This is a genomic window from Streptomyces sp. ISL-98, from assembly GCF_018614055.1.
Classification (GTDB): Bacteria; Actinomycetota; Actinomycetes; order Streptomycetales; family Streptomycetaceae; genus Streptomyces; species Streptomyces spiramyceticus.
Map to the genome: position 1 here is coordinate 79,032 of NZ_JAGGPB010000039.1, position 12,231 is coordinate 91,262.

At 70.3% G+C, this 12,231-nt stretch carries 11 protein-coding genes; 3 read left to right on the forward strand and 8 right to left on the reverse strand.

What is annotated here, in order from left to right:
* Window positions 1–12: 12 nt before the first annotated feature.
* Complete coding sequence (locus J7I98_RS26360) at window positions 13–1,020, reverse strand: LacI family DNA-binding transcriptional regulator (protein WP_214926759.1); 1,008 nt, start codon at window positions 1,018–1,020, stop codon at window positions 13–15.
* A gap of 88 nt (window positions 1,021–1,108) precedes the next feature.
* Entirely contained in the window at window positions 1,109–2,662 is a 1,554-nt protein-coding gene (locus tag J7I98_RS26365) for a carboxylesterase/lipase family protein (protein ID WP_214926761.1), read from the reverse strand.
* Window positions 2,663–3,002: 340 nt separating this feature from the next.
* Here J7I98_RS26365 and J7I98_RS26370 point away from each other — a divergent pair, with 340 nt between their 5' ends.
* The 3 genes from J7I98_RS26370 (at window position 3,003) to J7I98_RS26380 (ending at window position 5,894) form a co-directional block, all read left to right on the forward strand.
* Window positions 3,003–4,250 (forward strand): MFS transporter, encoded by a 1,248-nt coding sequence (locus J7I98_RS26370; protein WP_214926763.1) that lies wholly within the window; start codon window positions 3,003–3,005, stop codon window positions 4,248–4,250.
* A 77-nt stretch (window positions 4,251–4,327) separates the two neighbouring features.
* Window positions 4,328–5,233 (forward strand): 5'/3'-nucleotidase SurE, encoded by a 906-nt coding sequence (gene surE, locus J7I98_RS26375; RefSeq protein ID WP_214926770.1) that lies wholly within the window; start codon window positions 4,328–4,330, stop codon window positions 5,231–5,233.
* Window positions 5,234–5,384: 151 nt separating this feature from the next.
* The gene (locus tag J7I98_RS26380; RefSeq protein WP_214926772.1) at window positions 5,385–5,894 is read left to right on the forward strand and encodes a DinB family protein; all 510 of its coding nucleotides are present in this window, start codon (window positions 5,385–5,387) and stop codon (window positions 5,892–5,894) included.
* Window positions 5,895–5,933: 39 nt separating this feature from the next.
* Here J7I98_RS26380 and J7I98_RS26385 read toward each other — a convergent pair whose 3' ends face one another.
* The 6 genes from J7I98_RS26385 to J7I98_RS26410 all read right to left on the reverse strand — a co-directional run bounded on the left by J7I98_RS26385 (window position 5,934) and on the right by J7I98_RS26410 (window position 11,963).
* Window positions 5,934–7,505, reverse strand: coding sequence for a hypothetical protein (locus J7I98_RS26385; protein ID WP_214926774.1), 1,572 nt, complete (start codon window positions 7,503–7,505; stop codon window positions 5,934–5,936).
* A 147-nt stretch (window positions 7,506–7,652) separates the two neighbouring features.
* On the reverse strand, window positions 7,653–8,975 hold the full coding sequence (locus J7I98_RS26390; RefSeq protein WP_214926776.1) for a protein kinase: 1,323 nt from the start codon (window positions 8,973–8,975) through the stop codon (window positions 7,653–7,655).
* A 92-nt stretch (window positions 8,976–9,067) separates the two neighbouring features.
* A complete protein-coding gene (locus J7I98_RS26395) occupies window positions 9,068–9,262 on the reverse strand; it encodes a hypothetical protein (protein ID WP_214926778.1) in 195 nt (64 codons plus the stop codon).
* Between the two features lie 135 nt (window positions 9,263–9,397).
* Complete coding sequence (locus J7I98_RS26400) at window positions 9,398–10,261, reverse strand: phosphatidylinositol-specific phospholipase C/glycerophosphodiester phosphodiesterase family protein (protein WP_214926786.1); 864 nt, start codon at window positions 10,259–10,261, stop codon at window positions 9,398–9,400.
* A 138-nt stretch (window positions 10,262–10,399) separates the two neighbouring features.
* Window positions 10,400–11,059, reverse strand: coding sequence for an ABC transporter ATP-binding protein (locus tag J7I98_RS26405; RefSeq protein ID WP_214926792.1), 660 nt, complete (start codon window positions 11,057–11,059; stop codon window positions 10,400–10,402).
* On the reverse strand, window positions 11,052–11,963 hold the full coding sequence (locus J7I98_RS26410; protein ID WP_214926891.1) for an ABC transporter ATP-binding protein: 912 nt from the start codon (window positions 11,961–11,963) through the stop codon (window positions 11,052–11,054). The genes J7I98_RS26405 and J7I98_RS26410 overlap by 8 nt, the downstream gene beginning before the upstream one ends.
* Window positions 11,964–12,231 lie beyond the last annotated feature (268 nt).

The following is a 12,231-nucleotide window of genomic DNA, read 5'->3' on the forward strand; positions in this document are numbered from 1 at the left end:
CCACTTATGCGCTCAGGAGGATTTCCGGTGCACGAGGACGGCTTCCACGCCGTCGAGGGCGGGCGCCGTACCCCGCTCGACCAGCTCGTGCACGGTGTCGGCGATGAGCGCGGGCGACGGCAGGTCCAGCCGTACGGTGGTGAGCGCGGGCTGCTCCAAGGCGGACGGCACGAGGTCGTCCGAGCCGACGACGGCCACATCCTCCGGTACGGCAATGCCTTCGTTTTGGAGCGCACGCATCAGCAGAGCGGCGTACTCGTCGTTGTAGGCGAAGACGGCGTCCAGGTCCAGGTTCCGCCAGCGCCTGGCCAGCTCCGTGGCTGACTCCCGGGTGTACGCGAGGTCTACCGCGGTGACCGTTGCCATATGGCGCGCGGCGACACCCTCCGCGCCGGCCAGCCGTGGCCCGGCGAACGCGTCGAGGCCTCGCTCCTGCGGCATGACCACACCGATCCTGCGTCGCCCGCGGGCGACGAGGTGCTCGACGGCCACCGCGCCGATGCTGCTGTGGTCGAAGGCGACCGTGTAAGCGCCTTCGACAGGCCGGGCGGCGAAGGCGAGGAGGCCGCGCACACCGGCCCGGCGCAGCAGGTCGGCCGCTTGCGCGGTGAAGCGGTCGCCGTCCATGGCCAGCACGGCCGCCGGCCGCAGTTCGGCCCAGGCGCGGGCGGCGGTGACCGCGTCGGGGAACCGGCCGGCATGAAGCACCGCGGTATAGCCCTGGCGGTCGAGCTCGCTGTGCAGGTCGTCCACCCAGTTGCTGACCAGTCGGCCGATCGCCGAGACCGAGGTGGGCATCAGCACCAGATTGCTGCGTCCCGCACGCAGGGAACGGGCGGCCGCGTGCGGTACGTATCCGAGCTGCCTGGCCGCGTCCAGCACACGGGCGCGGGTGGCATCGCTGACCCGGTGCGCCTGTGTGTCGTTGAGGACGAAGGACACCGTGGCGCGGGACACCCCCGCCAGGCGGGCCACATCCGCGCTGGTGACGGTCGCCGCGGCAGTCCTGTCTCTGGCCATGATGTCCTTGATCGATTCCGACGGTCAGCTGACCGACTTACCTCTCAAGGTTACACGCGTAACAGGGGGTAATCGCGCCCCGGGCGTCCTACCGGGTCGCCCGCCGATGCAGTCGGCGCGAGTCTCCGGCCGGGTCGCCGACGGCGGCAGTGACGGAGTCGAACCGCATGGTGGTACGGGAGGGCCTTTCGTACCGGCCCCAGGTCGGCAGGTCCGGGTGATTGGGGTCTCCGGTGCGTACGAACGCGATCCACGCCCGGTGCATGGCGTGCGCCAGGCCGTCACGGACCGCCGGATCGATCCCGGCCAGGAAGGGCGCGTGTGACCACTTGTCGAAGTTGTCGAAGACAAAGGGGAGTTCCAGGCAGTGCGCAGCGGCGAGCCGCCCCTGGTGCGCGGGGGTCGGGAAGTCGAACTGGTACACCCACACCGGGCGCCCGAGCTCCGCCCGGGCCTCGGCCAGTTCCACGCAGGGAACACGGAACAGTTCGTCGGAGATCAGGTCCATGAGTACGTCCACCGGCCGGGCGCCGGGCCGGGCTCGCTCGTACGCGGCGTAGACCTCGACCGCATCGTCCGGGAAGGTCTCCGCGATTCTTCCGATCACTTGATCCTTGGTCGCCTTGTCGTAGCCCTTGTCGAGGGCGAACCCGAAGTTGGCCTCCTCCCGGGTCCAGCCGATCATCACGTCGATGTCGGTGGCCGCGCCGTGGAGCAGCGTTTCGGCGGGGTGGCAGCTCAGCGTCACACCGTCGCGTACGGGCAGGAACGGTGTCGGCCAATAGCCCCACCGCATGGTCTCCCCGAACAGACCTCCGGCCGCCTCGATGAGCTGGGGCCACGGCAGGCCACGCAGTTCGTCGACGTCCTTCACTCCGGCCATCCGCAGATACGCGGCGGTGCGCGGCAGATATTCGGCGGGAGTGGGGATGTGCAGGCCGAAGGGCGGGCTCTGCAGGATGACGCGCCGGAAGAGCCCCTGCGCCTCGGGGTGCCCCGCCAGCGCCGCGATGGACACCGCGCCGCCCGACTGGCCTGCGACGGTGACACAGTCGGGGTCTCCGCCGAAGTGCGCGATGTTGTCGTGCACCCACCGCAGCGCGGCGACCTGATCGGTGAGCCAGAAGTTCCCCGGCTGCACCTCACCGCCCTCCTCCGGACCGCCGCCTTCTGTGCCGAAATGGAGGTAACCGAGCGGTCCGATGCGGTAGTTGATGCTGACGACCACGAGATCTCCGTTGCGTGCGAAGGTCTCGCCGGAGTAGTTGGGCAGCGAGCCGGAACCCGAGACGAATCCACCACCGTGGATCCAGACGAGCACCGGCCGGGGCGCGTCGGCGGCGGACGGGGTCCACACGTTGAGCGTCAGGCAGTCGTCGTCGAACGGCGGCGAGCCGTGGCCTCCGAGTACGGGGTCGCCGCCTTCCATGTACATCTGCGGTGCACTGGGCCCGTCGGCGGTCGCATCCCGCATTCCGCTCCAGCCGGTGTGCGGCTGCGCCGGGCGCCATCTGAGGGCACCGACGGGGGGCTCGGCATAGGGCACCCCCCTGAAGACGGTGACGCCGCGTTCGGTGGCGCCTTGCAGGAGGCCGGCAGGCAGTTCCACAACGGGTGAAGCCTGGTTTCGGGCAGTACCCATGGGTTTCCCTCTCGGTCGGCGGGGCTCGTGCCCTGTCGCAGACGGTCGGCACCCTTCGACGGTATGCCGCATCATTTACGACCGTCAATAGCGCGTAATGCGTGACCGACTGCCGAGCCTTTACCGCCCACCTCCATCATCACGATCCGCCCGACAGTCCGGATTGAAGTCTGGCGCGCGGCCGCCATGAGTGCTACACAGGGCTTCACCACGGCGGTAACACGTGTAACCACCGCTGTCGCCTCACCCCCTGCCCGCCGATTCCGAGCGGCGCAGCCGCCGCGACCCCACGTCCCGCGGCCCCCTCTCACCTCTCCGCTCCATCCCCCGAGGAGTCGACATGTCCTCCCTCAAACTGATCCGTCCGCGCGGTCCGCACGCCGCGACGAAGGACCCCAAGCAGCGGGGGCTCATGCTGCTGCTCCTGGTGGCCAACGCCTCCATGCTGGCCGTCTACATGGGTGTCGGCGCGGTGCTGCTGCCCACCCAGATCGCGGCGATCGACCCCGCGAACAAGGTCGCCGTTCTGGGCGTGGTCGGCGGTGTGAGCGCGGTCTTCGCGACCGCCTTCAACCCCATCGCCGGCGCCCTGTCGGACCGGACCGGCCGACGGAACCCGTGGATCATTGGCGGCGCCCTGGCGTCGCTGGCGGGGCTGGCGTTCCTCGGCAATGTGCACACCGCACTGCTCGTGGGCATCGGCTGGTGCCTGGTGCAGGCCACAATGAACGTCTACCAGGCCGCCGTAACCGCAGTCGTGCCCGACCGGATCCCGGCCGCCCGTCGCGGTACCGCTTCCGCTCTCGTCGGCCTTGCGCTGCCGATCGGCGGAACTGTCGGTGTGCTGATCGCATCGCAGACCGCGGATCAACTGACCATGGGCTACCTGGTGTTCGGCGCGATCGTGGCAGGGGCGGCCGTCCTGCTGACGACCTTCTGTCGCGACGTTCCACGCCCGGCTCCCGCTCCGGCCGTCCCCCGCCGCGAGCAATTCGCCGCGTTCCTTTCCGCCCTGTCCCATCACGACTTCCGCTGGGCGTTCATCGGCCGGGCCCTGATGGTCCTCGGCTACTTCTCCGTCGTCGGCTATCAGCTGTACATCCTGGACGACCACATCGCACTGCCCGCCGGGATGAACCCGGCCGCGGCGATGGCGGTCCTCACCCCGGTGTCGATGGCCGCGATGGCCGTGTCGACGGTGGTCGGTGGAATGCTGTCCGACCGTCTGGACCGACGGAAGGTGTTCGTCGGCGTCTCGGCCGCGCTCGCCGGACTGGTCATGGCCGTCCCCGTCATCAGCCCCACCTGGACCGGGATGCTCGTATTCAGCGCGCTCAACGGCCTGGCTTTCGGCTGCTTCATGGCGGTGGACACCGCACTGGTCACCCTCGTGCTCCCCCGGGCCGAGGACGCCGCCCGCGACATGGGCGTCCTCAACATCGCCAACGCGGGCCCGCAGATCGTCGCCCCGTTCGTCGCCTCCGCGATCGTCACCGGCCTGGGCGGGTATACCGCGCTGTTCCTCGTCGGCGGCGCGCTCTCCCTGGTCGGCGCCCTGGCGATCCTCCCGATCCGCAGCGTGCGCTGACCCCTCCCGACCTCCTCCCTCCCCCGGCGCCTGCACCTGCCGGTTCCACCCCTTCCACCTTCTCGAAGGAGCACATTGTGAGACGTAATCGCGCTCTGCCGCTGGCTGCCCTGCTGCTGTGTACGCCCGCCCTGACCGGGACCGCGCCCGCAGTTGCCACGTCCCAGTCCGTACCGGCCGGTCCGCTGCGGATCCTGCTCACCAATGACGACGGCTACAACGCGCCCGGCATCCGTACGGCGTTCCAGCGGCTCACCGCCGCCGGGCACGACGTCACCATCGTCGCCCCGCTGACCAACCAGAGCGGCACGGGCACGAAGATGCTCAGTGGCCCCACCGTGACGGTCAAGCACCCCGAACCGAAGGTGTGGGCCGTGGACGGCACGCCGGGCGACTCGGTGGCGTTCGGCCTCTCCGAGGTGTTCGAAGACCAGGCTCCGGACCTGGTGGTCTCCGGTACCAATTTCGGTCCGAACATCGCCGGTCTGGCGACCCACTCCGGGACGGTCGGCGGTGCCGTCGCCGCCCTGGAGTACGGCGTTCCTGCCATCGCCCTGAGTACCGGCGGCTTCGCCGCACCCGACCCCGTCTCCACCATCAACGCCATGCGCCCCACCGTCGATTTCACGGTCAAGCTCATCGACCAGCTGCAGTCCCGGGCGAAGTCCGGACGGCTGCTGCCCAAGGGTGTCGGCCTGAACGTCAATCACCCGGTCGTCGGTGCGGACGGCACCGGAACCGCCGAAGGCGTTTCCACGACCTTCCAGGATCCCCAGACGGTACTCGAGCCGGACTTCACCGACTCCGGTGACGGCACCTGGAAGGTGGATGTCCGGTTCGCCCCGCGGCCGGCTGCCAAGGGTGGTGACGTGGAGGCCGTGAGCGCCGACAGGATCTCCATCAGCCCCATGTCCGCCAACTGGAACACCGGCCCGGTCGACTTCGCCGGAACCGCCGCGCTGCTCACCGGGCTGCGCCCGTAGGACGGCCCGCAGCGGCGGTCATGAGCCGCTACGGAAAGGCAGAACAGCGTGTCGGCTGCGATATCCGCAGCGCGGGCGGGGACGCCTTGCATGGTGGGTTTGACGGCGGCTGCCGGGCGGCGGTGTTCACGGACAGAGCTGGGGATCGTGCATGAAGGCTACGGAGCTACTGGCCGACGGATTCGGACGCATCGGAGAGGTGGTTCACGATGCCGTTGAGGGGCTCTCCGCCGAGGAGCTCAATGCGCGCATCGACGCGAAGGCGAATTCGATCACGTGGCTGGTCTGGCATCTGGCCCGGATCCAGGACGCCCAAGTGGCCGAGGTTGCAGGTCTGGAGCAGGTGTGGGACGCCCAGGGCTGGGATGCGCGGTTCGGTCTGTCCCTCCCCGCAGGGTCGACCGGGTACGGCCACACCGCCCGGCAGGTCGGGGCCGTCAAGGTCGACTCGGGCGAGTTGCTGCTGGAGTACTCGGACGCCGTGCTTGAGCAGACCATGACGTTCGTCCGCGGACTCGCCGCCGCCGACCTGGACCGTGTCGTCGACGAGGGCTGGGATCCACCGGTCACGCTGGGGGTACGGCTGGTCAGTGTGCTGAGCGACGACCTGCAGCACGCCGGCCAGGCGGCCTTCGTCCGGGGCGTGCTGCAGCGCCGCTAGGCGGAGGAAGCGGGCGGGCCTCCCCGTGCCCGCCCGCCGTCAGGCCCGGTCGCGCACCGCCACTATGCCGTTGAAGACGCCGACATAGGCCGTGCCGTCCGGGCCGATGGTGACCGGCGCCCAGTTGTTGTCGTACGCCGGTCCTGTGCCGGTGAGTTGCTTCCAGCGCATCTTGCCCGTACGGAAGTCGACGGCCGTCAGGTACCAGGCGTCGATGCCGAGCCAGTTCGGTCGCTTGGCGTAGAAGTAGAGCAGGCCGTTCGCGGTGGAGAGCTTGGGGACGGTGGACGGCGACCGTACGTCGCTCTCCCAGACGGTGTCGCAGCCGCTGCCGTCCTCGCGTACGTCGATGCGTGTCGCGCCGCCCGTTACGCTGCGGCCGAAGAGCAGGGAGCTCGGGTTCTCGTAGCCGTAGTTGTTCTCCACTACGAGGCTGTTGCCCCAGCTGATGAGGGAGTTGTCGGTGGTGGACTTTCCGGCGGCGAAGACCGGCACCTTGCAGACGAGCCGTTCATCCGCCGGTATGTCTCTTCCGCGCCGGTAGACGAGGACATTCATCCGGTCGTCGGCGTTGTCGGTGATCGCCACATAGCCGTCACCGAAGAGGTCGGGCGTGGTGCCCGAACCCTGGTTGACCGAGCCGGGTTTGGTGCCCGTGCCCCGGTCGTACGTCTGGCGCCACTGCGCGCGCGGCGTGCCGTCGGGGTCCGCGCGGAAGCTGTAGAGGGCGTGGTCGGAGACGATCGAGACGCCGTCCTCGGCGACCGAGAAGGAGTTCTGGATCTCCTCCCCCGCCAGGCGGATGGAACGGATCCGGGACGTCTCCGGGTCGACTGTGCCTACGCGGCCGAGCCTGGTCACCCACCAGATACGCCCCTGCCAGTCGGGCATCACGGACGTCACGGGGTCGCACTTACCGCTCGGTAAGAGGTTCGTCCAGGTCACGCAGTCGTGCGGGACGTGTGCCGTGAGGTCCCAGTCGTCCTCGACGACGAAGTCCCACTTGCCGTCGGCCGCCTGCCGGTGCGCGATGCGCCGAACGTGCTGGCGCGAGTCGGCGAGCACCACCCGGTCCTGGTCGTCGAGGTAGAAGTACGCACCGCCGGAGGTGTCCTTGAAGATCTTCCCGAAGTCGAGGCGCGTGATGGCCTCTACGGTCGACGAGCGCTGCGGGAGCTTGTACTCGGCGAGGGTGGCGAGCGTACGCGGGTCGAGCAGCTTGAGTCTGAAGCCCTGGATGGTTCCGCAGACGGTGATCAGGCGGCCCGCCGCGTCGAACGTCGCGGTCGCGCACTCACCGCCCACTGCCGCCATCTTCTCGCTGGTGACCTGCGGGTCGCGCCCGAGGGGGCCCGAGTAGGGGTGGGTGCCACTGCCCGTCGCGTCCGCGTGCATTCCGCTGCGGCCGTTGGGGGCCAGGAAGGGGTGCTGGGGCGGGGCGTCGCCGGGGACCGGTTGCGCGGTCGCCGGTTCGCCTTCGTACGAGCTGACCAGCCGGTGGCCCGGCGTCCTGGGGATTCCCTCCGCCCGCGCGGCAGTCGTCGGCATGGCAGTGGGCACGACGAGGGTGAGGGCGAGGGCCAGCGCGCGGGCATACGCTCTGCGGGACATCGGGCTCCTTGGGTGGGGCGGAGTCGCGCCGCCGCCCGACGCTAGAGCCGAGCCCTTGAAGTGTCCATGGTGATGCCACGTGCTTCATGAGCGTGTAATCGTCGTGCAATGCGGGGCCGTCCGACCCGGATCGAGGGCCGTGGGTCGTCAGGTCTGGCCCGCCATCCCCAGCAGCCACGCGAACCAGACGGCCGCGGCCATCAGATTCAGGAACACACCCCAACCGGCCATGCCGTGCCTGCAACCGGGCCCGCAGCCCGGGTGCGAGAGGGCACGGGCCGAGCAGATCAGACCCACCAGAGCGGCGACGGCGGAGGTCAGAGCGAGGGCCGCGACGGGAGGTCTGGAGACCCCCTCCTCCACCAGGTGATAGAGGAGGGAGAACAGCGGGATGCCGGCCAGCCCGGCCCAGAAGCCGAAGCGGGAAGCCGTCCGGCTGTACGGAACGTACGGCTCGTCCAGCGGCTCGGGTATCAGGTGCGGTGAGCCCGCCGCGCGGGCCCGTTGGGCCACCGGAGGAGGTGGCAGTGGCGACGACCGTACGGGCCGGGGCGGTTCCGCAACTCGGGCGGCGCCCCTGCGGCGTACGTCCGCCATCGCCGCGTGTGTCCGCGCCCCGCCACGTTCGAGAATCCGGCCGATGGCCGAGCTCATCAGGTGGGCATCCTCGAACCGGTCGCGCGGGTCCTTCGCGAGCGCGCGTGTGATGACGTCCTGTACGGCGCGAGGGACGCGTACGCCCACCTCGGCCAGGGTGGGCGGGGCCTGCTGGAGCTGCCTGGCCAGCAGAGTCTGTACGGGGGCGTCACCGAAGGGGGTGCGCCCGCTGAGGAGTTCGAAGAGGACGATGCCGACGGCGTACACATCCGTACGCCCGTCCGTCGCCTCGCCGACCACCTGCTCCGGCGCCATGTACGGCGGCGAACCGACGAAGCGCCCTTCGGCGGTCAGATTCGGCGAGCCCTCGGCCGCCCACGCGATCCCGAAGTCCAGGACCTTGCACCAACCGCTCGACGTGATCATCACGTTGGCCGGTTTCACGTCCCTGTGCACGATCCCCTGCGCGTGGCTGGCCCCCAGCCCCTCCAGGATGTCGACGGCGCAGCGCAGTGCGTCCTCGGTGGGCAGCGGGCCCCGGGCGAGCCGGTCGAGCAGGGACTCGCCCTCGACGTACTCCATGACGAGATACAGCAACGACTCCTGGGTGCCTGGGACGTGGTGTTCGCCGATGTCGTGCACGGACACCACGTGGGGATGGTTGAGCCCGGCGACGAGCCTGGCCTCCCGCCGGAACCGCTGCCGGAACGCCGGGTCCCGGGCCAGCTCGGGCCGCATGACCTTGACCGCGACCGTCCTGCCCAGGGCGTCGTCGAGCGCGCGGTAGACCGTGGCCATGCCGCCGGAACCCAGCGCGGCCTGCAAACGGTATCGGCCGGCGCCCAGTTCGGCGCCTTCGCCCAGGTCGTACAACGGCGTCCCCTCCCCGCGTATCCCCCGTGATCGCTGTTCGCCGAATCGTAGGAGAAGGCCCGCCGCGTGTCTGCCCCCATCACTTCACCGGGTCAGGGCTTGAGGCCTGCGACGACATCGGCGGTGGCGGCGATGCCGTTCTGGATGGTCGGGCCCATGCTCGTACCCGCCAGGAAGAAGCCGAGCAGGGCACAGACCAGCGCGTGTGACAGCTTCAGTCCCCCACTGCGCAGGAAGATAACCGCGAGGATGAGCAGGAGCAGCACCAGTGAGATCGAAATGGCCATGGTCAACCTCCTCCGCCGCGCCTGAATTGCGGCATTCGGCCGCCAGTGTGGCGTAACGAAGGGGCCATCCGGGCGGAAAGCGTGTCCGCCGTACGGGTGTTGACTGCCTGTAGTTCCCGCTACGCGTCGTATCCGCTACGCGTCGTAGGTGCGGAGAAAGCGCTCAAGGCCGGCGAGGTCGTCGGTGTTGATGTGGTCCACGCCCGCGGCGAGCAGCTCGGCCCAGACGGCGTCGCGCGAAGGCCCCGCCAGGTCGGGAGTGGCCCAGAAGCGGACACGTTGGCCGTGCTTGTGGGCGGCGGAGACGATGGCGTGCAGTTCTGCCCGCTCGGCTGCCGGGAAGGGGCCGGTGCCGAGCCAGCTGAAGCTCTGCGTCCAGTTGCTGCTGATGAGCGGGACGAAAGAGGCGGGGGCCGCCGTGCCGAGGTCGTCGAGGCGCCCGTCGTAGAACGCGTACCGGACGCGCTGCGCCTCCATCGGGGCGCGGGCGGCGCGGTCGCCGGAGATGACGGGGATCACCGCGCCGGGGCGTACGTGGCCGTGGGCGTACGTACTGAGCATGCGGCGGTAGCGGCGCAGTTGGCGGTGGAGTTCGAGGTAGGTTTCGGCGCCCTCGTTCTTGATGTCGATGAGCAGCTGTACGGGGCGGCGGTAACCGGCGTATACGGTGCCGTGATTTGCCCTGATCCTGGCCATAAGGGGGGCCAGATAGAGCGATTCGAGCGTGCGGGCGGGGTCGAGGTCGACCGGATCGTGGGCGACGAGGAGCTGCCCGTCGACGAGGTAGATGTCGGCCTCCACGCTGGTGAAGCCGTGGGAGAGGGCGTCGAGCAGGGGCCGTTCGTGCTCGTAGTCGTTGTGGGCATGGGCGCGGCGCAGGGGCTTCGGGCCGGGCTTCCTCTCGGCTGCCTGGGCGAACGCGGGTACGGCGACGGCTCCCGCAAGGGCGGCTGCGAAGGTGGTGACGACTCTGCGGCGGGTGGGCGCGGGGACGGCCATGTGCGGTGCCTCCGGAGCGTACGGGGGGCGGTTCAGGACTCCGGCGAGTATCCGCTCCGTACGGGCTCAATGGGCAGGCCCCTGACAAGAGTTCGGCCATCTGTTGCCCCGGGTTCAAGCTACTACGCACTGACACGCTCAGGCTGCGGCGACGTCCTCCCACCGGAGTGTGCGGTCGCACCAGCGCTCCAGGAGCACGCGGTCGTGGCCGACGGCCAGCAGGCCGGCGCCACGCTCGCGCCGGTACGCCTCGACCACCGCGATCAGCGCGGCCGTCGTCGACGCGTCCAGCATCGCGGTCATCTCGTCGCAGACGAGCCAGCGCGGGCGCAGCACCAGTGCGCGGGCCAGGCAGGCGCGTTGCAGCTGACCGTCGCTGACTTCGTGCGGGCGACGGCCCAGCAGTTCGTCGCCGAGGCCGACCGTTGCGGCCAACTCCCCGACTCTCTCTGCCGCTTCGTTACGCCGCCCTGTAGCGCGCAGTGGTTCCGCGATCAGGTCGCGCAGCCGCAGCCGGGGGTCGGCAGACATCCTTGGCTGCTGGAAGACGACACCGACGGCGGTGCGCTGTTCGCGCGGGGCGCGGTGGCGCCACCCCGTGACGGTGCGGCCGTCAAGGGTGACGGTGCCCGCGTCGGGCCGGTGCAGCAGGGCGGCGACCCTGGCGAGCGTCGATTTGCCGCAGCCGCTCGGCCCGAGCAGGCCGACGGCCTCGCCCGGCTCGACGGTCAGCTGTGCGTCCCGCACGACCGGAGCCCCTCGCTCGTAACCGGCGGTGATCGCATCGAGCTCAAGCACGGGCACGCTCCTCGGCCGGCGGGTGGTGGCAGGCGATGCCGTCCGCGAAGTCCGGCTGTACGGCGCATGCTTCGGAGGCGTACGTACAGCGGGCGGCGAACGCGCATCCGGCGGGCAGGTCGCCGAGCTCGGGCGGCATACCCGGGATCGGCGTGAAGGAACGCTCGGGCAGGGCGTCCAGCAACCCCCGGGCGTAGGGATGCAGGGGCCCGGGAGCACCGAAAAAGCTTGCTGCGTCGGCGAGTTCGACGATCCGCCCGGCGTACATGACGGCGACGCGGTCGGCGATGCGCTCGGCTGCCGCGAGGTCGTGGGTGATCATCAGGAGTGCGTGTCCGTCGTCGACGTGGCGGCGGAGCTCGTCGACGGTCCGGTCGACGAGGTCCCGGTCGAGGCCGGTGGTCGGCTCGTCGGCGAGCAGCAGCGGTGCGTCCCCGACGAGCGCGAGGGCGGTCGCGGCGCGCTGCGCGAGCCCGCCGGACAGCTCGTGCGGGTAGCGGTCGAGGTGGTCCACTGGAAACGCGGCCCGCCCGGCCGCCTCCCGCGCCGCCTTGCGCAGGTTTCGCCTGCGCGTCCCGGTGAGCTCGCGAAGCGTCTCTTCGAGCTGCGCCCCGACGGTTCGTACGGGCGTGAGGTGCGCGGCGGGACTCTGCGGTACGAGCCCGATACGACGCCCCCGCACGGTGCGCGCGAGGGTGCGTTCGTCGGCGGTGAGGAGGTCCAGGTCTACGCCGCCGAGGCGCGCGGATCCTGCGGTCTGCGCGTTGCCGGGGAGAAGCCCGAGCAGCGCAGAGGCAAGCACGGACTTGCCGCACCCGCTCTCACCGACGAGGGCGAGACACTCCCCGGCCGCGAGATCGAAGCTCACACCGGCAACGGCGGCGATATGCGCGCCGCCCCGCATCCGAAAACGCACGGAAAGCCCGCGCACGGCCAGGACAGGTCCCCCAACGGCTGCACCACGACAGACACCGCCGACAGCCGACGCAGACGGGTCCGCCGCGCCGCTGGTCGCGTTCGCCCCGTCCTCCGCGCCGCCCGGCTCCGCGGAATCTCCCCCGGCACCGTGCAGACCCGCAACCGGCGCCGACGCGAAGCCCCCGTCGACGGCCTGCGGCACGACGACCACCCTGCTGGCAGCCGACTCACAATCGCCAGCAGCCGGCGCCTTC

Excerpts from the sequence above, each read along its gene's own strand:
- J7I98_RS26385 (WP_214926774.1), bottom strand. The coding sequence starts at position 7,505 with ATGTCCCGCAGAGCGTATGCCCGCGCGCTGGCCCTCGCCCTCACCCTC.
- J7I98_RS26400 (WP_214926786.1), bottom strand. The coding sequence starts at position 10,261 with ATGGCCGTCCCCGCGCCCACCCGCCGCAGAGTCGTCACCACCTTCGCA.
- J7I98_RS26370 (WP_214926763.1), top strand. The coding sequence starts at position 3,003 with ATGTCCTCCCTCAAACTGATCCGTCCGCGCGGTCCGCACGCCGCGACG.
- J7I98_RS26410 (WP_214926891.1), bottom strand. The coding sequence starts at position 11,963 with ATGCGGGGCGGCGCGCATATCGCCGCCGTTGCCGGTGTGAGCTTCGAT.
- J7I98_RS26380 (WP_214926772.1), top strand. The coding sequence starts at position 5,385 with ATGAAGGCTACGGAGCTACTGGCCGACGGATTCGGACGCATCGGAGAG.
- J7I98_RS26365 (WP_214926761.1), bottom strand. The coding sequence starts at position 2,662 with ATGGGTACTGCCCGAAACCAGGCTTCACCCGTTGTGGAACTGCCTGCC.
- J7I98_RS26360 (WP_214926759.1), bottom strand. The coding sequence starts at position 1,020 with ATGGCCAGAGACAGGACTGCCGCGGCGACCGTCACCAGCGCGGATGTG.
- J7I98_RS26395 (WP_214926778.1), bottom strand. The coding sequence starts at position 9,262 with ATGGCCATTTCGATCTCACTGGTGCTGCTCCTGCTCATCCTCGCGGTT.